Source organism: Oscillospiraceae bacterium (assembly GCA_015067255.1).
GTDB lineage: Bacteria > Bacillota > Clostridia > Oscillospirales > SIG519 > SIG519.
The window spans coordinates 21,334-45,782 of record SVMS01000015.1 but is presented as its reverse complement, the minus strand read 5'-3'; the positions used below and the strand labels follow the sequence as shown (position 1 = coordinate 45,782).

The 24,449-nt window shown below is 38.9% G+C and carries 27 protein-coding genes; 8 read left to right on the top strand and 19 right to left on the bottom strand.

Annotation, left to right across the window (positions count from 1 at the left end; all coding sequences use genetic code 11):
* On the top strand, positions 1–91 hold a 91-nt coding region (locus E7480_04965; protein ID MBE6903940.1), incomplete at its 5' end, for a hypothetical protein.
* 63 nt (positions 92–154) lie between these two features.
* On the opposite strand, the gene E7480_04960 is transcribed toward E7480_04965, so the two are convergent.
* The 19 genes from E7480_04960 to serC all read right to left on the bottom strand — a co-directional run bounded on the left by E7480_04960 (position 155) and on the right by serC (position 19,081).
* On the bottom strand, positions 155–1,219 hold the full coding sequence (locus E7480_04960) for a branched-chain amino acid aminotransferase (GenBank protein ID MBE6903939.1): 1,065 nt from the start codon (positions 1,217–1,219) through the stop codon (positions 155–157).
* A gap of 14 nt (positions 1,220–1,233) precedes the next feature.
* Entirely contained in the window at positions 1,234–2,844 is a 1,611-nt protein-coding gene (locus tag E7480_04955) for a DUF4080 domain-containing protein (GenBank protein ID MBE6903938.1), read from the bottom strand.
* A gap of 4 nt (positions 2,845–2,848) precedes the next feature.
* Positions 2,849–3,466, bottom strand: a complete 618-nt coding sequence (locus tag E7480_04950; protein ID MBE6903937.1) for a thiamine diphosphokinase — start codon at positions 3,464–3,466, stop codon at positions 2,849–2,851.
* 13 nt (positions 3,467–3,479) lie between these two features.
* Complete coding sequence (gene rsgA, locus E7480_04945) at positions 3,480–4,373, bottom strand: ribosome small subunit-dependent GTPase A (GenBank protein MBE6903936.1); 894 nt, start codon at positions 4,371–4,373, stop codon at positions 3,480–3,482.
* Positions 4,370–6,307 (bottom strand): PASTA domain-containing protein, encoded by a 1,938-nt coding sequence (locus E7480_04940; GenBank protein ID MBE6903935.1) that lies wholly within the window; start codon positions 6,305–6,307, stop codon positions 4,370–4,372. The genes rsgA and E7480_04940 overlap by 4 nt, the downstream gene beginning before the upstream one ends.
* Before the next feature lie 43 nt (positions 6,308–6,350).
* The gene (locus E7480_04935) at positions 6,351–7,058 is read right to left on the bottom strand and encodes a Stp1/IreP family PP2C-type Ser/Thr phosphatase (protein ID MBE6903934.1); all 708 of its coding nucleotides are present in this window, start codon (positions 7,056–7,058) and stop codon (positions 6,351–6,353) included.
* Between the two features lie 67 nt (positions 7,059–7,125).
* On the bottom strand, positions 7,126–8,160 hold the full coding sequence (gene rlmN / locus E7480_04930) for a 23S rRNA (adenine(2503)-C(2))-methyltransferase RlmN (GenBank protein ID MBE6903933.1): 1,035 nt from the start codon (positions 8,158–8,160) through the stop codon (positions 7,126–7,128).
* Positions 8,157–9,482, bottom strand: a complete 1,326-nt coding sequence (gene rsmB, locus E7480_04925) for a 16S rRNA (cytosine(967)-C(5))-methyltransferase RsmB (protein MBE6903932.1) — start codon at positions 9,480–9,482, stop codon at positions 8,157–8,159. The genes rlmN and rsmB overlap by 4 nt, the downstream gene beginning before the upstream one ends.
* Before the next feature lie 4 nt (positions 9,483–9,486).
* The gene (locus E7480_04920; GenBank protein MBE6903931.1) at positions 9,487–10,182 is read right to left on the bottom strand and encodes a zinc metallopeptidase; all 696 of its coding nucleotides are present in this window, start codon (positions 10,180–10,182) and stop codon (positions 9,487–9,489) included.
* 1 nt (position 10,183) lies between these two features.
* On the bottom strand, positions 10,184–11,116 hold the full coding sequence (locus E7480_04915) for a methionyl-tRNA formyltransferase (protein MBE6903930.1): 933 nt from the start codon (positions 11,114–11,116) through the stop codon (positions 10,184–10,186).
* 21 nt (positions 11,117–11,137) lie between these two features.
* Positions 11,138–11,608, bottom strand: coding sequence for a peptide deformylase (gene def / locus E7480_04910; protein ID MBE6903929.1), 471 nt, complete (start codon positions 11,606–11,608; stop codon positions 11,138–11,140).
* A gap of 13 nt (positions 11,609–11,621) precedes the next feature.
* Positions 11,622–14,075 (bottom strand): primosomal protein N', encoded by a 2,454-nt coding sequence (priA, locus tag E7480_04905; GenBank protein ID MBE6903928.1) that lies wholly within the window; start codon positions 14,073–14,075, stop codon positions 11,622–11,624.
* Positions 14,076–14,116: 41 nt separating this feature from the next.
* Entirely contained in the window at positions 14,117–14,389 is a 273-nt protein-coding gene (rpoZ, locus tag E7480_04900) for a DNA-directed RNA polymerase subunit omega (GenBank protein MBE6903927.1), read from the bottom strand.
* A gap of 42 nt (positions 14,390–14,431) precedes the next feature.
* Positions 14,432–15,001: a guanylate kinase gene (locus E7480_04895; protein MBE6903926.1), complete on the bottom strand. Its 570-nt coding sequence runs from the start codon at positions 14,999–15,001 to the stop codon at positions 14,432–14,434.
* Positions 14,982–15,251, bottom strand: coding sequence for a DUF370 domain-containing protein (locus E7480_04890; protein ID MBE6903925.1), 270 nt, complete (start codon positions 15,249–15,251; stop codon positions 14,982–14,984). Before E7480_04890 ends, E7480_04895 begins: the two co-directional genes overlap by 20 nt.
* A gap of 47 nt (positions 15,252–15,298) precedes the next feature.
* A complete protein-coding gene (locus E7480_04885; protein MBE6903924.1) occupies positions 15,299–16,177 on the bottom strand; it encodes a YicC family protein in 879 nt (292 codons plus the stop codon).
* Between the two features lie 105 nt (positions 16,178–16,282).
* Positions 16,283–16,792 carry a hypothetical protein gene (locus tag E7480_04880; protein MBE6903923.1) on the bottom strand — a complete coding sequence of 170 codons (510 nt, stop codon included), beginning with the start codon at positions 16,790–16,792 and terminating at the stop codon, positions 16,283–16,285.
* Positions 16,793–16,811: 19 nt separating this feature from the next.
* Entirely contained in the window at positions 16,812–17,981 is a 1,170-nt protein-coding gene (locus E7480_04875; protein MBE6903922.1) for a 3-phosphoglycerate dehydrogenase, read from the bottom strand.
* Positions 17,982–18,004: 23 nt separating this feature from the next.
* Complete coding sequence (serC, locus tag E7480_04870; protein MBE6903921.1) at positions 18,005–19,081, bottom strand: 3-phosphoserine/phosphohydroxythreonine transaminase; 1,077 nt, start codon at positions 19,079–19,081, stop codon at positions 18,005–18,007.
* A 231-nt stretch (positions 19,082–19,312) separates the two neighbouring features.
* Between serC and E7480_04865 the strand changes: the two genes are divergently transcribed.
* From E7480_04865 to E7480_04835, 7 genes are all read left to right on the top strand, one after another.
* The gene (locus E7480_04865) at positions 19,313–19,666 is read left to right on the top strand and encodes a hypothetical protein (GenBank protein MBE6903920.1); all 354 of its coding nucleotides are present in this window, start codon (positions 19,313–19,315) and stop codon (positions 19,664–19,666) included.
* Positions 19,659–20,087 carry an anti-sigma regulatory factor gene (locus E7480_04860; GenBank protein MBE6903919.1) on the top strand — a complete coding sequence of 143 codons (429 nt, stop codon included), beginning with the start codon at positions 19,659–19,661 and terminating at the stop codon, positions 20,085–20,087. Before E7480_04865 ends, E7480_04860 begins: the two co-directional genes overlap by 8 nt.
* 31 nt (positions 20,088–20,118) lie before the next feature.
* On the top strand, positions 20,119–21,369 hold the full coding sequence (locus E7480_04855) for a 4Fe-4S dicluster domain-containing protein (protein ID MBE6903918.1): 1,251 nt from the start codon (positions 20,119–20,121) through the stop codon (positions 21,367–21,369).
* 54 nt (positions 21,370–21,423) lie between these two features.
* On the top strand, positions 21,424–21,753 hold the full coding sequence (locus tag E7480_04850; protein ID MBE6903917.1) for a hypothetical protein: 330 nt from the start codon (positions 21,424–21,426) through the stop codon (positions 21,751–21,753).
* A complete protein-coding gene (locus E7480_04845; protein MBE6903916.1) occupies positions 21,750–22,472 on the top strand; it encodes a PHP domain-containing protein in 723 nt (240 codons plus the stop codon). The genes E7480_04850 and E7480_04845 overlap by 4 nt, the downstream gene beginning before the upstream one ends.
* A 14-nt stretch (positions 22,473–22,486) precedes the next feature.
* Complete coding sequence (locus E7480_04840; GenBank protein ID MBE6903915.1) at positions 22,487–23,617, top strand: DUF3810 domain-containing protein; 1,131 nt, start codon at positions 22,487–22,489, stop codon at positions 23,615–23,617.
* Positions 23,618–23,948: 331 nt separating this feature from the next.
* Positions 23,949–24,446: a Gx transporter family protein gene (locus E7480_04835; GenBank protein ID MBE6903914.1), complete on the top strand. Its 498-nt coding sequence runs from the start codon at positions 23,949–23,951 to the stop codon at positions 24,444–24,446.
* Positions 24,447–24,449: the final 3 nt, after the last annotated feature.

The window sequence follows — 24,449 nt, the reverse complement described above, 5'->3', positions numbered from 1 at the left end:
ATATATTTATTACTACAACAACGAAAGAATTTCCTTAAAACTAAAAGGAATGAGTCCAGTACAATACCGAACTCATTCACAAGCAATTTAATATTTATTTTTGTCTAAACTTTGGGGTTCACTTCAAAATTCTCTGTCCGTTAATTTTTTCATTTTATTTAACCTCGACTGTCCAGCCGTAAGTATCTTCTTTTCTGCCCCATTGAATACCTGTCAATGTGTCATAAAGATACTGTGTAACCTCTCCGATTTTACCCTCGTTAATAGTATATTTAACATCCTTATAGCAAAGCTCGCCTATGGGAGAAACAACTGCCGCTGTTCCGCAGCCCCAAGCCTCTTCCAATTTGCCGTTTTTAAGAGCATCAGCCAATTCGTCAATGCTTAAAAGACGCTCGCTTACCTTGTAGCCCTCGTTCTTTAAAACTTCAATACAGGATTTACGGGTAATTCCGGGAAGAATAGAGCCTGAAAGCATAGGTGTTATAATTTCGCCGTCAATCTTGAACATAACGTTCATTGCGCCTACTTCTTCGATATATTTTCTCTCAACACCATCAAGCCATAAAACCTGAGAATAGCCCTTTTGCTCAGCTCTTTCGCCTGCTCTGTTAGATGCGGCATAGTTTCCTCCGCATTTAGCATAGCCTGTACCGCCTCTTACAGCTCTTACGTCCTCATCCTCAATCATAATCTTAACGGGATTGATACCTTCGGGATAATAGCTGCCTACAGGGGAAGCGATAATTGCAAAAGTAGCGTTATGAACTGCGTGAACACCCAAGGTTTCGTCATTTCCGAACATAAAAGGACGAAGATAAAGAGAAGTTCCCTCAGCTGACGGAGTCCACTCCTGCTCTAAAGCAACGAAGGTATTTAAGATGTGCATAGCATCATCTTCATCAATCTGAGGAAGGCAAAGTCTGTCTGCTGAATTATTAAGACGGCGGATATTTTCAATAGGTCTGAACAATTGAACCTTTCCGTCTGCTCTGCGATAAGCCTTTAAGCCCTCAAAAATTTCAGAGCCGTAGTGAAGCACTGTGGATGCAGGATGTAAGGAAATGTTCTGGAAAGGAATAATACGTGCATTTCCCCAGCCGCTTTCACGGGAATAATCCATAATAAACATATGGTCTGTAAAGTGCTTACCAAAACCTAAGCTGTTCTGGTCGGGCTTTACTTTTTTATTTTCTGTAAGTGTTATTTTAATATCAATCATTTTAAAGCCTCCTAAAAAAACTTTGTTACTTCAATTATTTTACCATTATTTCTTTCAAACAGCAATACTGAATACTCACAAATATTAAATATATGTATATCACAGTATTTGTTTATATTTTTAGCACTTTGGCCTTTATACTCACAAAGATACTTTTCTATAAACTCCTCATTATTGAAAAGCTCCGTACACTGTTTCTTAAAATCCTGCGGATAATTATATTCAAAATGGCTGTCATAGCCTCTGAAAAGTACTGTAAAATCATATTTCAAGGCTTCGAAGGCATTACTTTCACAGCCTAAGCGTTTCATAAAGTCATACAGCATATAAAAATCGTCTTTTTTTGTACGGCTTTCAAATAAAGCCTTATTCTCTTTTAAAAACAAGCTGAACTCATAAAAAAAGTCATAGGGCGTAGAAAAATATTTTATAACGTAATCAAGACTTCTTTTAAAGCTTTCGCTGTTATGAAATCTTTCAAGACACTCTTCAATTTCTTTAAGACAATTTACATCCTCATAGGAAAGATAATTTGTTTTTAAAACCTCGTAGGGCGGCTTCTCATTACTTACAATGCCGTATTTTTCAGCCTCTCTTTTAATCTGTGTGGAAGGAAGCACCTTTAAAAAGCCAAGCTGAAGCATTGAAGCATAGGGGAAAATATCGTTAAAGCTTTGTTTAAAGGAATTTATATCCTCATAGGGAAGCCCTGCTATCAAATCAAGATGAATATGTATGTTTTTCAGCTCTTTAAGCTTTTTTAGCTTTTCGATAGTTACAGGATTTCGGTTTATTGCTTCAAGAGTTTTTTTGTTTGTACTCTGTACTCCTATTTCAAGCTGTATTCTGTTTTTGGGGACCTTCTTCAAAAGCTCAAAGTCCTCGTCCTGCAAAAGCTCTGCGCAAATTTCAAGATGAAAAACAGCTTCGGTATCAAGCTCCCCGAAAAATTTTATAAGCCCGTAAGCCCTTTTCCTGTCAAAATTAAAGGTACGGTCAACTATTTTTACAGTATGAGGTGAAAATTCCAAAAGCTTTGCAATTTCCTCTTTAACTGTTTCTATATCCTTTGCTCTGACTTTCACATTGTCCCCCGAAAGACAAAAGGAACATCTGTAGGGACAGCCTCTTGAGCTTTCATAATAGAGCATTTTATTTTTTGTGCTCTCTTTATCCTCTTCAATATATGCAAAGGGAATTTCTTTAAAATCCTGAGCCTGCGCGTTATAAATTCCCGTTATATTTTCTTTTAAAACATCTACTATCGCCTTTTCGCCTTCACCCGATACAACAGTATCAATAAATCTGTACTTTTCTAAAAAATCCTTTTGACAGCCGTACATCTGAGCGCCGCCGAAAATAATCTTACACTCCTTGAGCTTTTTGAGATTTCGGGCAATATCAAGACAAATTTCCAAATTCCAGATATACGCAGAAAAGCCGTAACAGCTTGTATTACAAAAATAAAGCTCTCTTAAAATTTCTTCTTTTCTCTGATTTATATTAAAATCAAAAATTTCTGCGCTGAAATTTGCTTTATTTAAAGAATTTCTCAGATATCTTATGGCAAGATTTGAATGAGAAAACCTTGCATTTATTCCCACAAGAGCAATATCGGGCATTTTTTTACTGCCTTTCTTTTATAATGATTATATAAAGCTCGCCGTCTGTTACATCAACCGTTGCCCTTTGAGCTACAACCTCGTTGCTTACGCCTAAGGGGAAAGAATTTGTCAATACAGCATTTTCAAGAGGATACTTAAAGCCTTCAAGAGTTATTCCCGAAGCCTTTTCATTTACGCTGAAAAGGGAAACATATTTATAGCTGTTGTCAAGCTCAATTTTTTCATTTTTAATAAAGCTTACCTCAGTGCTGTCATCGGCAATAACACCTTTTACGCCCTTTTCATACATAAATTTTAAGCTTTGCATATTAGCTAATGTATGGTCAAGTCTGCCGCCCAAGCCTCCGAGAATAACAATTTCATTTATTCCCCTTGATATACATTCCTTAATGCAGAGTAATGTATCTGTATCGTCCTTTATGGGATTTACCTTTTTTGTTTTAATTTCTGCTTCTCCGTCAAAGGAGTCCATATCTCCTATAAGCAAATCAGGCACTATATTCAATTGCTTTGCTTTTAAAAAGCCGCCGTCTGCCGCCACAATAAAATGAGCATCATCACAAAGCTTTTTCGCAATATTCTCATACTGTCCGAAGGCTGTGAAAATAACGCCTTTCATAATAAGTCTCCTTCTACTTCTCCCACTTTTTCAAAAGCTTTGCCTCTTCATACAGCGCAACATAGCTATTATGACGCTCTTTTGAAATTTCTCCGCTGTTGACAGCATCTATAACAGCGCATTCCTTTTCCTTTGTATGCGAGCAATCTTGAAAACGGCAGGAGTACATATATTCCTCAAATTCGGGGAAAAGCTCTGCCAATTCCTCTTTATATATTTTAGCATATGCCGTTGTTTCAAGCTGAGAAAAGCCCGGTGTATCTGCAATATAAAAGTTATCCTGCGCACTGTAAAAAATCTCAGTATAGCGGGTAGTATGCTTTCCTCTTGAAAGCTTTTTGCTCAAGGCTCCCGTTTCCATTGTATCTTCTTTTAAAAGCTTATTTAATATGCTTGATTTTCCTGCGCCCGAAACGCCCGTAAATACGCAAAGCTTACCCTTCATATATTCTCTTAAAGCTTCAGTTCCACGTCCGTCATCAGCGCATATTTCAAAGCATTTAAAGCCTGCTTTTGTATAAATATCGGTATATGGACATTTTTCCACCAAATCAATTTTATTGAAAACTATAACAGGCTCCATATTTTTATACCTTGCAATAACAGTAAGCTTATCAATAAGGAAAAGATTGGGGTCGGGATTTTTAGCCGCTGCAACTATTATAAGCATATCTACATTGGCAACAAGAGGTCTTATAAGTGAATTTTTACGCTCGCAGATTTCCTCAATATTTCCCGTAGTTTCTCCCGTCAGACTAAAATACACCATATCGCCCGCAGCGGGGACCGCTCCGTTTTTGCGAAACAGCCCCCGCGCTTTACATTCATATACAGTTTGCTCAGCTTCGACGTAATAAAAACCGCCTATGCCTTTTAAAATTCTTCCGTATATTCTTTCAGACATTATTCTTCTACCGTTATTTCAAATTTTGTCTGTGCGTTTTTATAGGTTACGGTAACATCAATACTCATTCCCGATAATGTAGCCTCCTGAGTATTGAAGCCGGAAATCATACTTTTCTTTACATCTATTGTTTCCTTGGATTTATCAGCGTAGGTAACAGTAATTTGCATACCTGTTAAATCTATATCGTCGCCGACTTTATATACAGTCTTATATCCGCCGTTAAGAGCAATTGATTCAACCTCAAGCTCTGTTATATCGGAAGATACATCTTCTTCCTCTTTGCCTAAGCTTACAGTTAATGTAATCTTTGTGCCCTTTTCAACGTATTTATTAGCTGACGGATTTTGAGAAATTACATATCCCTTTGCAACGTTGGAGCTGTTTTCATATTTGATTTCGTATGCAAGGTCTGCCTCTGTAATAGCTTCAATAGCTTCAACCTCGGGAAGATTAAGCACCTTGGGAACAGCTACCTTTTCTATCTGCTCACCTGAGCTTACATATATTGTAATTATTGACTCATATGCAACGTCGGTAGGACCCTGAGGGTCAGTTCTTATAACTGCGCCCTGCTTAACGGTTGTGCTGTATTCATACTTGATAGTTACAAGGAAGCCCTTGTTTCTGAGCAAAGTAGATGCTTGCGCCTGGTCAAGATTTCGCACGTCGGGAAGCTCAGCAGTTTTCATTCCCTTGCTGACAATAAGAGTAATCTCTCTGCCCGGCTTAACCATTTCTCCTGATTTGGGGTCTGATTTGATTATTATGCCCTCAGCATAGGTATCACTCCACTCGGTAGCGCCCTGAATAAAAGTGAAGTTGGTTTTATATTTTTCGTCATTTATAACGCTTTCGTAGGTTTGTCCCACAAAGTCAGGCACTTCAACATCTGCCGCCAAAACGCCGTCAGGCTTTGAATTTATAAAGAACAAAAGACCTACACCTATTCCGAAAAGCACCAAAGAGGTTACTATTCCCAAAAGAATGGGCAATAAATTGTCCCAGATATTCTTCTTTTTCTCCTCGGGAGCCTCTTCCTTTTTTACAATGTCTATTACCTTTGTTGCGCTGTCCTCAACAGAAAAGTCATAGTTGAAAAGAATTTCGGGATTTTTTCTGAATTCGTCCAAATCGGCGTTCATTTCAACTGCGCTCTGATATCTGTTATCGGGGTCCTTGGACATCGCTTTAAGAGTAATCTGCTCAAGTCCCATAGGAATTGAGGGATTTATTTCGGTGAGCTTCTTAGGCTTTGCCTGCACCTGCATCAGAGCAACGGTAACGGGGGTATCACCTTCAAAGGGAAGCTGTCCTGTAAGCATTTCATAGAGCATTACGCCCAAGGAATAAAGGTCAGACTTTTCATCTGTTTTTCCGCCGCTTGCCTGCTCGGGACTTATATAATGCACTGAGCCTATTGCCTTATCAGTCATTGTAACAGTATCAAATTTGGAAACTCTTGCTATTCCAAAGTCAGCAACCTTGATTGTTCCGTCCTCAAGCAGCATAATATTGTGAGGCTTTATATCTCTGTGAACAATTCCTCTTTCGTGAGCGTGCTTAAGAGCATTCAGAATTTGACCGGTAAAGAAAATAGCTTCGCTCCAGGAAAGTGCGCCCTGCTTATCTATATATTGCTTTAAGGTTATTCCGTCAACATATTCCATTACGATATATTGGAATTCACCTTCAAAATTAACGTCATAAACGTCAACAATATTAACGTGGGAAAGCATAGAAATTACTCTTGACTCATTCAAGAAACGCTTTCTGAACATAGAATTCTGAGTAAATTCCTCTTTTAAAACCTTAACAGCAACCTGTCTGTCAATAATTTTGTCGTATGCTTTATAAACGACAGCCATTCCGCCAACACCTATAATTTCGTTAAGCACATATCTGTCATTCAAAACTTTTCCTATATTTTTGCTCATATTAAAACCGTTCCTTTCTTGGAATGCTGCGCCAACAGCTATTTTACTGTATGTCGGCAATTGCAACAGTTATGTTATCACTGCCTCCGCGACTGTTTGCCAGTGCTATAAGCTCATTTACCTTATCTTCGCTGTTTTGAACTATATTTAAAATTTCTTCGTCTAAAACGTGATTTATAAGACCGTCGGTACAAGCTAAAAGAACCTGTCCCTCCTGTAGCTTAACCTTGCTTATTTCAGCCTCAACCTTATCTGCAACACCTAAAGCACGGGTTATTATATTCTTTTTAGGATGATTTCTTGCTTCCTCTTTCGATATCTTACCTGTATCAACCATTTCTTGAACGTAGGAATGGTCCACTGTAAGCTGAGTTATTTCATTTTTACCCACAAGATATGCACGGCTGTCCCCAACGTGAGCTATAAAGGCTTCGTCCTTTTGCAAAACTATCGCCACAACGGTTGTTCCCATTCCCGAAAGCTCTTCCTCTTCCAAGGATTTTTCAAAAACAACCTTATTAGCTTGACAAATTGCCTCTTTAAGCATTTGCTCAATGTCTTTATTCTCTTGTTCTTTAAGATGCTTTAATATAAGCTCTGAGGCAAGACCCGATGCAACCGCACCTCCTCTTGCTCCTCCCATTCCGTCACAAACTATAATAAAAGCGGAGCTGTCGCTTATTTTTTCAATAAGTAATGCATCTTGATTTTCGGCTCTTACCAAGCCTTTATCGGAGTTTCCCTGAAGCATATTCTTATCTTACCGTCCTTTCTCACGAAAGAAAATTTTACTTACGTGAAAATCTTTTGCAAGTTATCTACTGATTTTTGGCACTGTCCCGTCTGAGCTGACCGCAGGAAGCATTGATATCAGAGCCTAATACTCTTCTCACCGTGGCATTCAAGCCCTCTTTTATAAGTATTCCCACAAAGCTGTCCACTCTTTTACGTGAAGTGCTTTTATATTCTCTTTCTTTAACGTTGTTTACGTTTATAATATTTATATGACACAGCATACCCTTAAGTCTTTTTGCCAAAGAATATGCGTGATTGTCTGAATCATTAACACCGCTGATAAGCGTATATTCAAAGGATATTCTTCTGTTTGTTTTTTCAATATAATATCTGCACGCATCAAGAAGCTCGTCTGTATTATATTTTTTATTGACGGGCATTATTTTATCCCTTGTGGTATCGTCGGGAGCGTGCAAAGAAACGGATAAGGTTATCTGCTTTTTCATATCTGCAAGCTGATATATTTTATCAACAAGTCCGCAGGTGGAAAGAGATATGTGCCTTGCGCCGATATTTATACCTTTATCACAGGAAACAATGTCAAGAAAATCGCAAACATTTTCAAAATTGTCCAAGGGCTCGCCTATTCCCATCATAACTATATTGGAAATACGCTCTCCCAAATCAAGAGTGGCAAACAAAACCTGATTTAAAAGCTCTCCTGCGCTCAAATGCCTTACAAAGCCGCCGATGGTAGAAGCACAGAAGCGGCAGCCCATTTTACAGCCGACCTGAGAGGAAATACAAATACTCAGTCCGTGCTCGTATTTCATAACAACAGACTCAACACATTCCCCGTCATCAAGCTCAAAAAGATATTTAACGGTGCCGTCAATTTTAGAAACAAGCTTTTTTGAAATTTTAACGGTGCTTATATAGTATTTTTCGGAAAGCTTGCTTCTCAGCTCTTTTGAAAGATTGCTCATTTCATCAAAGGACAAAACGCCCTTATGAAGCCATTCAAAAATTTGCTTTGCTCTGAAGGAGGGCAAAGACATCTGCGATAATTCATCTGAAAGCTTTTGCAAAGGTAAGGATTTTATATCTCTTTTTATCAATCATTTTCCGTCCTTTTCAAAGCGGCTATGAAAAAACCGTCACAGTAATTATCAGGTAATATTGTAACACATTTACCCCTCACAATGCAAGAGTTTGAGGCTACAATATCTTCAGAAATTTCTATTATTTCAAAGTTTTGGTTACTATCAACAAAGTCTTTTACAAGCTTTTCATTCTCTGCGGGATTTAAAGTACAGGTGGAATATACTAAAATTCCGTCCTTTTCCAAATGCTTGCTGGCATTGGACAAAATCTCCTTTTGTATTGAAGGTAAAGCTGAAATTTCCTCTTTGCTTTTAAATATTATATCAGGCTTTTTGGAAATAACACCTAAGCCGCTGCACAAAACGTCGCAAAGTATTTTATTATAACGCCTGTTTCCCAATGCCTTTGTAGCATCGGCAGTAACTGTTTCAATACAGCCTTCAAGACCTAATCTTTTTGCGCCCTCTTCAATAAGCTTTGTTCTGTGCTCGTATATGTCAATGGCAACTATATGTGCCTTTGCCTGAGAATTTTGTGCCATTGTAAAGGATTTTCCGCCGGGGGCGGCGCACACGTCAAGAATTTTTTCCTTTGGCAAAGCGTTTAATACTGCAGAGCATATCTGCGAGGACAACCCCTGAACGTGAAACAATCCATTTTTAAAGGCTTCCAAGTTTTCTATATCTATATCTGTTTTAAGTACTGCGGCGTGGTCAAATTCAAGCTTTTCAAGGGTAGCACCCTGCTTTAAAAGCTCTTTTTCCAAGCCGTCAAAATCTGTTTTTGTGCTGTTTATTCTTATTACTGTATCTCTTTTTACCTTTGAAGACAGAATTTTTTCAAAAGCTTCGGGATATTCCTTTACCCAAAGCTCAACTATCCACGCAGGCACAGAATAAGTTACGCTTAAATACTTGATTTTATCCTTTTTGTCGGGAAGCGGTAAGCTGTCTTTCTGACGGCTGATATTTCTCAAAACGCCGTTTACAAAGCCCGATATATTTCCCTGCATTTTCTTAGCTATTTTCACGCACTCGTTACAGGCGGCGCTGTCAGGCACCTTATCCAGATATAAAATCTGAAATACTCCAATACGCAAAATGTTAAGCACCGTAGCAGAAAGCCTCTTAAGCCCTTTTTTTATAAAGTGCTCAAGATAAAAATCAATAGTAACTCTTTTTTCAAGAGTTCCGTTTACAATGGCGCAGAGCAATCTGTAATCAGCGTCTGATATTTCACCGTTATTTTTATATGCCTTTAAAACAAGATTGGAATAGCTACGCTTTTTTTCACAGTCTGTAAGTATTTTTACAGCTGCCTGTCGGATATTTTCCATTGTTCTATCTTCTTCTCCTGCCCGATACCATTAAAATCAATCTGAGTAAGTTTGCCAATGATACAGCAAGCGCCGCAACATAGGTCATAGCTGCTGCAGAAAGCACGGATTTTGCGCCCTTAAGCTCATCGCTTTCAAGCATACCTTTGCTTTCTAAAATTTCCATAGCTCTTTTTGAAGCGTTAAATTCTACAGGAAGAGTAACAAGCTGGAAAATCGTTGAAAGTGCAAAAAATACTATTCCCACATAAGCAAGTCCCATAATTGACATTAAAAGTCCTATAAGAATTAAAGGCATAGCAAGATTTGAGCCTATCTGTGTAATAGGGATAATAGCAGTTCTTATTTTTATGGGAAGATACTGCCTTGCGTGCTGAATTGCGTGGCCTGCCTCGTGAGCCGCAACGCCTATTGCCGCAACGGAGGTGCTGTTATACACGCTGTCCGAAAGCCTTATAACGTTTTTAGTAGGGTCATAATGGTCGGATAAATTTCCCGCTACGTGCTCTATTGCAACGTTGTTTAGTCCGTTTTCATCAAGAATAATTCTTGTTGTTTGTGCCGCTGTAAGAGCTTTTCTTGAATATACCTTTGAATATTTTGAAAATGAGCTTTGTACCTTTCCTTGCGCTATAAGTGCAAAAATAAGACAAGGCACTATCAAAATAATATAAGTTACAGGGTCATAATACCAAAGCATACTAATTTCCTTTCTTAAAGCATACTCCCTTTTGCACGGGATGTCCTCTGAAATATTCCGCCGCTGTCATAGCTCTTTTGCCGTTTGGCACTATAAGCAAAAGCTCAATAAAACCGTCGGCACACTTGACGTAAACTGCATTTTTTTCAGTAACAATCTCACCTGTCTGCGCCTTTGCCGTATAATCTGAGGGCTTACAGGAAAGAATTTTCATACTTTCGTCATTGAGATATGCGTATGCACAGGGGAAGGGATTAAGCCCTCTTACAAAGTTACATACCTCTTGACAAGCTTTATTAAAATCAACTGCTGTGTTTGCCTTTGTAAGCATTGGCGCAAGGGTGAAATCATCCCCCTGCTTTACAGGCTCTATTTTGCCCTGAGGCAACAATTCAAGAGTTTCTAAAAGCACCTCTGCTCCCAAATCAGCCAGCTTATCAAAAAGAGTGCCTGCCGTGTCATCGTCCTCTATAGGAATTTCTCTTTTAATTAAAATGTCGCCTGCGTCAAGCTCCTTTACCATATACATACTTGTAACTCCGCTGAGCTTATCTCCGTTGATAATGCTCCACTGGATAGGCGCTGAGCCTCTGTATTTAGGCAAAAGAGATGCGTGAATATTTACACATCCATACTTGGGATAATTCAAAATATATTCGGGAAGAATTCTTCCGTATGCTATAACTATTATAATGTCCGGATTTTTCTCTTTTAAAAGAGGAAGCAATGCTTCATCCTTAAGAGTTTCGGGCTGAAAAACTTCAATATTGTTATTCAAAGCACATTCCTTGACAGGCGTAGGCACCATTTTATGACCTCTGCCCTTAGGTCTGTCAGGCTGTGATACTGCGCCGACTATCTCGTAGCCGCTTTCTATAAGCTTTTCAAGTCCTTTTACGGCAAAATCGGGAGTTCCCATAAACAAAATTTTCATTTTTTCTCCCGTCCTTTCACATTAAAAATTATCTTTAACAATGGAATTTTTAAGGCATACATCAAGGTATAAAATTCCGTCCAAATGGTCTATCTCGTGGCAAAAGCATTTAGCCATAAGCTCTTTACCTGTCGCTTCAAAATAGTTTCCGTTTCTGTCATAAGCGCCCACTGTAACCTTGTTGGGACGCTTGGTTTCACCCGAAAGTCCGGGACAGGAAAGACAGCCTTCAACTGATTTCTGACATCCGCTTGCCTTTTTTATAACAGGATTTATAAGCTCATAGCGCACGTCATCAATGTCAATAACTACAACTCTTTTTAAAATTCCAACCTGAGGGGCAGCAAGTCCCACTCCGCCTGATTTGTAAAGAGTATCCCACATATCGTCTAACAGAGTATGGAGTCTTTGGTCAAACTCAGTTACCTCTCTGCTCTTTTTTCTTAACTGCTCTTCGTATTTATCAATAGTAAGTATTTCTCTCAGTGCCATTTTACTCTCTTCCTTAAAGTATAATTTCGGGATTTATATCTATAACCGCCGTAACACCTTGATTTCTCTTATCTGCCGAAAACTCAAAGCTGAGCTTTGACATCATTGTTCTGAAACGGCTGTTGTTTTTACATTTTAAAAGCAATCTGTATCTGTATTTATTAAAAAGCTTAGGGATAGAAGCTTCAACGGGGCCGTAGCCTTTTATAGGTACATCGGAAAATTCGCCCTCTAAATACTCACACAAAAGCTCCGTAAAGCGTTTTGATGACTGCGCCGTTTGGCTCTCCTCTTCGCCCTCGAACAAAATCTGACATAAGTCGCAAAAGGGAGGATAGGTCAAGGATTTCCGAAGCTTAATTTCGTCCTCGTAAAATGCCTTGTAATCCTGCGTAAAAGCAAGGTTTAATATTTTATGGTCGGGGTTATAGGTCTGAATAACGGCACGTCCCGCCAAATCACCTCTGCCTGCTCTTCCCGTTATCTGAGTGAGCAGTGAAAAGGTTTTTTCGTTTGCTCTGAAGTCATCTGAATAAAGGGATTGGTCTGCCGATATAACTCCCGCAAGAGTTACGTTTTTAAAATCAAGTCCCTTTGTCACCATCTGAGTACCTACCAAAATGTCATACTCAAAGTTTTGAAAATCCGTTATAATAGTATTATATGAGGATTTTCTCGTTGTAGTATCGGCGTCCATTCTTATTATTCTTGCCTCGGGAAAAAGAATTTCCAATTCCGCCTGAATTTTTTGAGTGCCTGTTCCCAAATATCTGAAATGGTTTTCAAAACACTTAGGACAGCTCTGCTCATTTTTTATACTGTATCCGCAATAGTGGCACATAAGCCTGTTGTTTACCGAATGATAGGTAAGGGATATATTGCAGTTAGGACATACAGCCACATAGCCGCAGCTTCGACAGCTTACGTTTGAGTTAAAGCCACGTCTGTTTATAAAGAGAATAGTCTGCTCTTTTCTTTCAAGATTTAAGGCTATTTCATCTCTCAGACAGTCGCTTATAACTCCCATATTTCCGTTTTTAAGCTCCTGACGCATATCTACCACAGTAACCTGCGGAAGCTGACCCTCGTTAAATCTTTTGTCAAGCTCAAAAAGGTTATATTTGCCTGTTTTTGCATTGTAATAGCTCTCTATACTCGGCGTTGCAGATGCCAATAAAAGAGAGGCTTTATTATAGTTGCAACGGAACTTTGCAATGTCCTTAGTGCTGTATCGGGGGGACATTTCGGATTTATAGGTATGCTCCTGTTCCTCGTCAATTATAATCATTCCCAAATCCTTGACAGGTGCAAAAACGGCAGAACGAGTTCCTATAACCACATTACATATACCGTTTTTTATTTTTTGCCATTGGTCAAGCCTTTCTCCTGCGGAAAGACCGCTGTGAAGAAGGGCAACCCTTTCTCCGTAATGCGCTTGGAAACGCACCACCATCTGAGAGGTGAGAGATATTTCGGGAACAAGAACTATTACACTTTTATTTTTACTTATTAAATAGTCTGTAAGCGCTATGAAAACAAGAGTTTTTCCGCTTCCCGTAACGCCTCGGAGCAGAGATACTCCAAAGCCTTCCTCTGCTTTTTCCTTTATGCCTTCAAAAACATTTTTCTGTTGCTGAGTAAGCTGTGTTTTGGAAGAATTATAAAGGGAATTATCCATAGTTTCGGGCTGACGGTAAAAACGCTCTTCAAAATACGCTATATACTCTTTCTTTAAAAGAGTTGTCAGCACCGTCTTTTTAACGCCTGTCAGATACATAAGCTCTTTTTCGGACAATTCACCCTCCAAAAGAAGCTCTAAAATTTGTCTGTGTGTATCTTTAAGCTTGGGGTTTTGAAGAATTTCTTTAATTTCGTCTGCCTTTTTTGCAAGGGTTACTATTTTTACTGTTTTATCTCCAACTTTTCTTTTGTGCTGAGTTTCACAGTGCAAAATACCCTTTGTAACCATCTTCTTACAATGAGCAAGCGCCTTTTCGCCGAATTGCCTTTTAATTGTTTCGGTGCTCATTTTACCCGTTGCATTTATGGTTTCGTAAAGCTCTGTTTCAAGAGGAGAAAGATTAGAAATATCTGCATTTACATCTGTAAAAAAATATTCCTTGAATTTTATTCCCATTCCCGAGGGCAGCATTATTTTAACAGCATCGTAAAGAGTGCAAAAATACCGTGCCTTCATAAATTTTGCAAGCTCAATAAATTCCGGCCCGATTTTATCCTCTGCCGAAGCTATCCTTATAATACTTTTTAAATTTGCTGTGCTTTGTGCTGTGTCAATCTCTATAACAACGGCATTTTTCTGCCTGTTACCAATTCCGAAAGGAACTATTACACGGCTGCCCACACAAATACTGCTTTCATATTCTTCGGGAATGACGTAGGAAAACAGCTTGTCAGCAGAATAAACTATATCAGAAACAGCAACCTTCGCAATTCTGATGCCGTACATACTATTTTCCCTCCCCCTGTAAGTATGGTTTTATACTTTACTTATTCTTCCTCTGTCTTATCGTCATAAGAGTCTGACATAACAGGATACTGTCTTACATTGAGCTCTGTAATGTCATCGTTTTTGGACTCAACAAAATCCATTTCGCCTTTTTTAAGCATTTCAACTGCCAATTTAACAGGCTTCTGGTCAAGTCTTTCTTTGTTTTGCTCTGCATCATAGGACAGCTTTCTTGCAATTTTAGCAGTTGCCATAACTAAAGAATATCTGCTCTGATTGTTTTTTATAAGCTCTTGTGCTGAAGGATGTAACATAAAATTCCTCTGCCTTTCCTCCCGTCTTATCGGGATATATAGTTAATTGTTTTTTAATATATCAAGTAATTCCTGTGCCGCTGTTTCAAGCTCGTCATTTATTACCTTGAAATCGTATTTTTCCGCTTCAAGCAATTCTTCCTTTGCTCTTGCCAGCCTTCTCTGAATTTTTTCTTCTGTTTCGGTGTTTCTTTTTTTCAGTCTGTGAGCAAGCACCTCATATGAAGGCGGTAAAATAAATATGCTTTTGCAGTCGGGTCTTTTTTTCTTTATCTGAGAAGCACCGTCTGTTTCAATTTCTAAGATTACCGAAATGCCGTTATTTAGCTTTTCGTCAATCATTCTTGTCGGTGTGCCGTAATAATTTCCGCAAAACTCGGTATATTCCAAAAGCTCATTTTTATTTATAAGCTCTTCAAATTTTTCCCGTGTCAGAAAAAAGTAGTTGACTCCGTCCTGCTCGCCCTCACGCATTTCACGTGTTGTTGCGGAAACAGAATAATAAAAGCTGTTATCAAGCTCAAAAACACGCTGAATAAGCGTTCCTTTTCCTGCCCCTGAAGGACCTGAAAGCACAAAAAGAGTTCCTTTTTTATTCGGAGATGCTGTCATCTGCTTTGTCCCCGCTTTCCTCTGAATACCTGTTTCCGATAGTTTCAGGCTGAATCGACGAAAGTATAATATGATTGCTGTCAGTAATCAATACCGAGCGGGTCTTTCTTCCGTAGGTGGCATCAATAAGCATAGCAGAATCCTTTGCATCTGCAATTATTCTCTTAACAGGCGCACTGTCAGGGCTTATAATTGCTACAAGACGGGAAGCGCATACCATATTTCCGTATCCGATATTTATTAACTTCATTTTTATTTCCTCTCATTTCCCTGTTGCCGAAATTTCAAAGCACAAGACTATTCTATATTCTGAATTTGTTCTCTTATTTGCTCTATAAGGGATTTCATTGTAACAACAGTAGCAGTAATCTCTATATCGTTACATTTTGAACCTATTGTATTGACCTCTCTGTTCATTTCCTGAACTACAAAATCAAGCTTTTTACCTATAGGCTCGTCCTTTTCAAGCTGTTGAGAAAAGCTTTTTATGTGAGAATTAAGTCTTACCGTTTCTTCATTTACGGCAATTTTATCAGCATATATTGCACATTCGGTAAGTATTCTTGCCTCGTCAATATTTCTGTCCTCAAGGATTTCCTTGAGCTTAGCAGTAAGCCTTGCGCGGTATTCCTCAACTGTTTTGGGAGAGCGCTCTTCAACGAGCTTAACATTCTTTGATATCTCTTCAAGATTTTGCTTTACATCATCATAGAGCCTTCTGCCCTCATCTTTTCTCATTTTCAAGAAGTCATTCAATGCCGCATCTGTTACCTCTTTGACGTTTTCCCATATTACATCAGCGTTTTCCTGTTCTTTTTTAACATTGAAAATATCGCTGAATCTTGCCAAGGAGGAAACTGAAATATCGTCAATAACATCGTAGCTGTCCGATATTTCTTCAAGGGCTTTGATGTATCCGTTTAAAAGAGGCTTGTCAAGAGATACGCTGACACTTTCATCGTTTGAGTTTACTATTGATACAAAAAGGTCTATTTTGCCTCTGTTTATTTTCTTCTGAAGATATGATTTAAGCTTTTCCTCCAAGAAGCCGTACAGTCTGGGAAGTCTTGCATTAAAATCAAAAAATCTATGATTTACAGAGCGAATTTCAACTGTTATATCCTTATTATCTATAATAAGATTTGCTCTGCCGTAGCCTGTCATACTATTTGGCATTTTTATCGGGCAAAAAGCTTCTTTTTTTAAAAACTTTGCCCCTTCACTCCTTTTGTAAAAAAACATATCGGGCTGATGCCTGCATCAGCCCTTTTAAAATCTTTGCTATTTCTTCTTGTCCTTTTTATAAACTGCCTTGGTATAAAGAGATATTCTTTTTGTACCGAGAGTATAGGCAACCTGACCCACCGCTATCTCAGCCAACATAACTAAAAGAGCTATCAGCTTAAAATAGTTGGGGGCATAATCGAAAAAGCCTATACAGTAAAAGTTTGTAATTCTGAAAATAAGCTGCAAAATAAAATTATCTGTAAGCTTCCACGCTAAAAGCAAAATCAAAGAGGGAACAAAAGCAGCCGCACAAATTCCCAAAGCCTTATAATCCGAATGTTTTTCGTTATAAAGCTTTCTGCGTGAGGGTATTTTCCAACCCAATTCCCACATTTTCGAATATATGAGCATACTCAAAAGAAGGCTTGGAACTATTCCGTTGATAATCATTCCAAAAAAAGCCCCTTTTAAAAGCATTGTTATCGGAATGCTCATAAAAGATAATACCGATGCTACTAAAAGACATCCGAAAATAGAAAGTACAGATTTAATATTTTGCTTCATTCTGCTCGTGTCCTTTTCTTTAAAGAATAACTCTTACTCTGATTATACCTTCGATTTTTTCTAAATCCTCTTTGATGTTCTCGGGAACCTTGCCGATAACATCAAGAACTGTGTATGCGTTTTCGCCCTTTGACTTATTAACCATATTTTCAATGTTGGCATTGTACTCACCCATTAAAGCAGAAATCTGAGTAAGCATTTTGGGAATATTCTTATGAATTACGCAAACTCTTGCTCCGCCGTCCACTCTGGGCTGAGAAACGTTGGGGAAGTTTACTGAATTTGTAATGTTTCCGTTAAGGATATAATCGGAAATCTCTCTTGCAGCCATAACTGCGCAGTTGTCCTCTGCCTCTGCTGTTGATGCTCCCAAGTGAGGAATTATTACAGCGTTTTCAAGAGCTAAAACCTCTTCACTTGCGAAGTCTGTTACATAAGAGCTTACCTTTCCGCTCTCCATAGCAGCCTTAAGGTCATCATAATTTACAAGCTCGCCTCTTGAGAAGTTAAGAAGCTTTAAGCCGTTCTTGCACTTTTCAAATGCCTGTGCATTGATGCTTCCCTTTGTTTCGCTGTTGAGAGGTACGTGAACTGTAATATAATCGGAATTCTCATAAATCTCGTTAATTGCTTTTGCCTTTACAATGTGGTGGTTAAGGTTCCAGGCAGCATCAACGGAAATATAAGGGTCATAACCGATAACCTTCATACCAAGGTGGCAAGCTGCATTTGCAACCATAACGCCTATAGCACCCAAGCCGATTACGCCGAGAGTTTTACCCTTGATTTCGCAGCCGCCGAAATTGGACTTACCCTTTTCAACCATTTTTGAAATGTCAGCGCCGTTGCCCTTTAAGGTTTTGGTCCACTCAACACCCGCTGTTATTTTTCTTGAAGCAAGGAAAAGACCTGCTATAACAAGCTCTTTAACTGCATTTGCATTAGCACCGGGAGTGTTGAAAACAACAATGCCCTCTTCTGCGCATCTGTCAACAGGGATATTGTTTACACCTGCGCCTGCTCTGCCTATTGCAAGAAGATTGCTGCCGAACTCCATATCGTGCATAGCTGCGCTTCTTACAAGAATACCGTCGGGATTTTCTGCGTCATCACTTACTGTGAAAAGTGCTTTATCAAGCTCTTCCAAGCCGATTTTAGCTATTTTATTAAGGGTTTTAATATTATACATGACTGTATACTCCTTATTTCAAGTTAGTTATTTTTTTCAAATTCTTTCATAAACTCAACAAGCTTAACAACGCCTTCATAGGGCATGCCGTTGTAGATACTTGCTCTCATACCGCCGACTGAACGGTGGCCCTTAAGGTTAACGAAGCCTGCCGCTGTTGCCTCTTTAACAAATTTAGCATCAATTTCCTCGTTGCCTGTAACGAAGGGAATGTTCATAAGAGAACGAGCCTCACCCTCAACAGTTGCTTTGAAAAGCTTAGAGGAATCAAGATAGTCATATAAAAGCTTAGCCTTCTTGTTGTTGATTTCAGCCATCTTCTCAAGACCGCCCAAGCTGTCAACCCACTCAAGCACAAGCTTGCAGATATAAATTGCATATGTAGGAGGTGTATTGTACATAGAACCGTTAGCAGCGTGAGTATCATATTTGAACATTGTGGGTGTGCCGTCCTGAGCAAAGCCCAAAAGGTCCTCTCTGATGATAACAACTGTAAGACCTGCAGGTCCCATATTTTTCTGAGCACCTGCAAAAATAACGCCGTACTTGCTAACGTCAACAGGCTCTGAAAGAATACAGCTGGACATATCAGCAACTATCGGAACATCGCCAGTGTCGGGAAGCTTTGTAAAACGGGTTCCGTAAATAGTATTGTTTGAACAGATGTAGAAATAGTCTGCATCCTTGTCAAATTTAGAAGAGTCAAGCTCAGGAATGTATGAGAAGGTTTTGTCAGCAGAGGAAGCTATAACGTTACACTCACCGTAACGGGAAGCCTCAGCGTGAGCCTTCTTAGCCCACATACCTGTAATTACATAGTCAGCCTTACCCTTTTTCATAAGGTTCTGAGGTATCATTGTAAACTGGGAGGAAGCACCGCCCTGTAAAAATAAAACCTTGTAATTGTCAGGAATTGACATAACCTTTCTGAGCATAGCTTCACAGCCGGTTATAATGCTCTCATAAACCTTTGAACGATGGCTCATTTCCATAACAGACATTCCGCTGTCACCATAGTTAAGCATCTCATTTTTTGCCTTTTCCAATACCTCTTCGGGAAGCATTGAAGGGCCTGCGGAAAAATTATATACTCTTTGCATTTGATATTCCCCCAAAATAATATTTTAATTTATTTTAATTTAATCTAATTATAGCTTTATTTGCTCAATAAGTCAATTAAAATCGTTAAATTTTGTAAGTAGTTTAGAAAAAATATAATATATGAAAAAAATATTGTCTACTTTGTAAATATATGATATAATTATAGCGCAAATATAATTTTTTTGATAACAAAAATAATTAAATTTTTTAGCAGAAAGGCTGACTCATTTATGAAAATCAAAGAAATCGTAGAGCTTTTGGATGCAAAGGTTCTTGCAGGTGCGGCTAATGTGGACAAGGAGGTTTTCTCCGCTTGCGGAAGCGATATGATGAGCGATGTGCTTGCATACGTTAAAAACCAGTCTGTGCTTCTTACAGGACTTTGTAATCCTCAGGTAGTACGTACAGCAGAAATGATGGATATGTGCTGTATCGTGTTTGTTCGCGGAAAGGAACCCGATGCAAACGTTCTTGCTCTTGCGGAAAATCACGGTATGGTAATTCTTTCAACAGAAAAAAGAATGTATCCTGCCTGCGGAATTTTATATCTTAACGGTCTTAGGGAGGCGGGTTCCAATGGCTGATAATGTTGAGCTTCACTACATAGTTGACGGCACTGATTTCATGTCGGCAGGCGAAGCTTCGGGAGAGGTAAAAAAGGTTATGAAGCGCCTTGGCTATTCTCCTGAAACTATCAGAAAAACCTCTATTGCTATGTATGAGGGTGAAATCAATATGGTAATTCACGCCAACGGCGGAGAGGCTGACGTTATTCTTTCCCCCGAAAGCGTTGAAATAATTTTAACCGACTACGGTCCCGGTATCCCTGATGTAGAGCTTGCTATGCGTGAGGGCTTTTCAACTGCGCCCGACAATGTTCGTTCTTTGGGCTTCGGCGCCGGAATGGGACTTCCCAATATGAAAAAATATACCGATGAAATGAATATAGAAACAAAACTCGGTCAAGGCACAAAAATAACAATGAAAATCTATGTAGAACAGTAATTAACTTATAAGTGAAAGGAGCTGTGCAAAAATGAACAGCGAGCTTTTTCACTCTGTTACCCTCGACAAAGATAAATGCAAGGGTTGTATCCATTGCATGAGAGGATGTCCTACAGAGGCAATAAGAGTGCGTCAGGGCAAGGCTGCAATAAATCCCAACCTTTGTGTCGATTGCGGAGAATGTATAAGAAAATGCCCCAATCACGCAAAAAAAGCAGTAACAACAAGTCTTGACAGTATTAAAAATTATAAATGGTCAATTGCTCTTCCTGCTCCGTCCTTTTACGGACAGTTTAATAATTTAGACGATATAAATTACGTTTTGCAAGGCCTTATCGAGCTTGGGTTTGACGATGTTTACGAAGTCAGCAAGGCTGCGGAAATGATTTCCGACCTTACAAGACAGCTTTTAAGCTCGGGAAAACTCCGTACTCCTGTCATAAGCTCTGCCTGCCCTGCGGTAGTGCGTCTTATTCAGGTGCGTTTTCCCCACCTTTGCGAAAACGTTCTTCCCATAATCGCTCCTGTTGAGCTTGCGGCAATTTTAGCAAGAAAAAAGGCTATGGAAGAAAAGGGCTTTAAAGAGGACGAAATAGGTATTTTCTTTATTTCCCCCTGTCCTGCAAAGGTTACAAACGCATTTTCTCCCATCGGCTTTTCATATAATGTTATAGACGGCGCTATTTCCGCCACAGAGGTCTATAAAAAAATAGTAAATCATATGAACAAGCTTCAAAACCCGCCCTCTTTAATAAGCTCAGGTATAGTGGGTATAAGCTGGGCAGGCTCAGGCGGTGAGTCCGCTGCTCTTCTCAAGGAAAAATACTTGGCGGCAGACGGTATTGAGAATGTTACCAAGGTGCTTGAAGAGGTTGAGGACGGAAGACTTGACAATCTTGATTTTATTGAGCTTAACGCTTGTCCCGGCGGCTGTGTAGGCGGTGTTCTCAACTTTGAAAACCCCTTCGTTGCAAGAACAAGACTTAACAGACTCAGAAAATATCTGCCTATATCCTGTAATAAATTAGCATCTGATACCGATGAAAGATATCATTGGAAAAAGGACCTGAAATACAATTCTGCATTAAAGCTTTCTAACGATGTAAGCAAAGCTTTACAGATTGAAAACCAAATTGAGCAGTTTGTTGAATGCTTACCGGGACTTGACTGCGGCTGTTGCGGTGCTCCGTCCTGCCGTGCATTTGCTCAGGACGTTATTACGGGAATTGCCGATGAACAGGATTGCGTTATTTTATACAGAAATTCCTTAAATTTAAAATAAAGGCGGTGAGTACAGGCTGTTTTTTCTGTTTTACAGGGCGACAGCCTGTTTGTAATGAAAGTAAGTGAGATTAAAGAAAAATTAGGATACGAGCTTGTAAATATGGGCGAGGACAGAGAAATAGAAGGTATTTTCTGCGGCGATTTGCTAAGTCTTGTAATGGGACGTGCAAAAAGCTCAGATGCTTGGATAACGGTTATAGGAAATGTTAACTGCGCCGCTGTCGCAGTGCTTACAGATGTCAGCTGTATTATTCTTTCGGAAGGCACAAATGCAGACGAAGCTCTTACAAAAAGAGCTGTGACAGAGGGTATTACTATTTTCAAAACCGATGACAGCTCTGCAACTGCCGTTATAAAGCTCAACAGTCTTTTACAACAATGAAAAAATATTTTTACGACCTTCATATTCATTCCTGTCTTTCCCCCTGCGGCGACGATGATATGACTCCCAACAACATAGTAAATATGGCAAAAATCAAAGAGCTTGATATTATTGCATTAAGCGACCACAACAGCGTAAGAAACTGCAGAGCCGCAATAAAGGTGGGGCAAGAGGTAGGAATTACGGTGCTTCCCGCTATGGAATTGACAAGCTCTGAGGATATTCATATTCTCTGTCTTTTTGCCGATATTGAAAAAGCCGAGGCTTTTGAAGATTACGTTTATGACGGAATGTTGAAAATTAAAAATGACGAAGAGCTTTACGGACAGCAGCTTATTATGAATGAAAACGATGAGGTAACAGGCAGCCGTGAGAATTTACTTATTGTTGCTTCGGGAATAGACACCTACAGCGTATGTCAGACAGTGGAAAGCTACGGCGGAGTGGCTATTGCCGCCCACATTGACAAGGACTCCAATTCATTGGTTGCCACTATGGGTGCTCTTGAAAAGGATATGGGCTTTTGTGCCTTTGAGCTGTCAAAAAGCTGTAATCAGAGCCTCTTTTTTGAAAAATACCCCTCTTATAAAAACGATTATGTATATATTTCAAATTCAGATGCCCATTATCTTTGGGATATAAACGAAAATATAAACTTTATGGAGCTTGAAGCTCCCGATGCTCAGAATGTTATAGCATATATAAAATCCAAAGCTTAAGGAATGTACTTAATATGATGAAATACCGTCAGAAGAAAAAGAAAAAAGGCCTTGTAATCGCAGGCTTTTGTTCTCTTGCTTTAATTCCGATATTTATATTTTTGAATATTTTGCTTAAATCCTGCCCTTATTTTACCGAAAAATATATTGTAGGCATCTTTCATAAATACATTTCGGGTGCTTTTGGTTTTGTAACGAATTTTTTGCCCTTCTCTCTTTGTGAGCTTCTTATTATTGCATTGCCTGTAATTCTTATTATTTTATTTATAAGAGCTTACAGAAAAACGTCGGTAACCAATTCCCTTTCCCCTCTTGTACGTCTTTTGTCGGGCTTGTGTGCCCTTGTTTCCTTGCTTTTTTGTATATTCACAACGGGTCTTTCCTTTAATTACAGCCGTGTGAAAACGGCAGATACTCTTGAGCTTGATACTTCAAATCCGCAAAAGGAAGAGCTTGCAGACGCTCTTGAATATATTATAGAAGAGCTTAATGTCCTCTGCCAAGAAATCGAATTTGACCAAAACGGAATATCAAAGTATAAGGACGGCTTTTTAGAAATGTCAAAGCAGGGAAACAAAAGCTTTGATATTCTTGCACAGCAAAACAGAATTTTTTCAGGCTTGCGTGTACGGGCAAAGCCAATGCTTATAAGCTCAATTGTTATGAATTATATGGGTACTACGGGAGTTTATTCCCCCTTTACCTACGAAGCAAACGTAAACATTTTATTCCCCGACTTTTCTCTGCCTCAGACAATGTGCCACGAAATTGCCCATTTAAGAGGCTTTATGCCGGAAAACGAAGCAGAATTTGTAGGCTATCTTGCCTGCATTAACAGCGACGATATTTATTTTAATTACAGCGGATATATGTACGCCTTTAACTGTGTGAGAAATGCTCTTTATAAAACCGACAAGCAGCTTTACAGTCAGCTTATGAAAACTGTAAATCCTTATGTTAAAAGTGAATGGCAAAATTATTTTGACTATGCCGATAAATTTGAAACTAAGGTTACTGAAATTTCAAATGCGGTAAACAACAGCTATCTTATATCCCAAGGACAAAGCGACGGCATAATAAGCTACAGCAAAGCGGTAATACTCATTATTGCCCAGATGCGAAAAGATAATATCGTGGGGATGTAAAAAAAGCGCAGAGCGCATAAAACATTTTAATAAAATAAATTACTGATTTTAAGGAACGAGCAAGAAAGTTTTTTGCTCGTTCTTTTTTTATTGTGAAACAACAAGGTTCTAGGGTCCCCGTCCGCATTTTTAATGCGTAGACGGGTTAGGCTCTTATAAATACACGTTTTATGCTATATGCCAATTTCGCCCTCGGAGTACCTCTGTACACCGTCGGGTAACCGACGACAAGGCTTTGTCGTCGCAAAATTGACATATTCTGCACATTTTTTCCTATCCCCTAAGAATATATTTTTTGCATATATTTTTAATTTTTACAAAAACTAAAAATATGAAAAATAAAATATACTCTCTTTCTCTCTCTGCTATGCTTTTTGCCCTTGCTATTGTGCTTTCCTTTGCCGAAAGCCTGTTCCCGCCTGTTTTTTCTGCTTTTCCGGGAGTTAAAATAGGTCTTTCCAACATTGTAACAATGTATGCTTTAATATTGCTTTCTCCCAAAAGAGCAATAACAATTTGTTTTTTAAAAGCTTTATTTGTATTTATTACAAAAGGCGCTGTAGCTTGCTTTTTAAGCTTAGGAGGAGGCTTTTTGGCAGTATTTACTATGATAATTTTTAAATTTTTCAATGCAAAAACTCTTTTTCTGGGCATAATAGGCGGTGTAATGCATAATGTGGGCCAGCTTTTTGTAATAAGCCTTATCTATTCAAACCCTTTCTTTTTAAAAATCATGCCCGTTTATATAGCTTTCGGTTGTATTTTCGGCAGTATAACGGCTGTTTCTCTCAAGCTTATTATGCCCGCACTTTCACATATAAAAAACTAAATA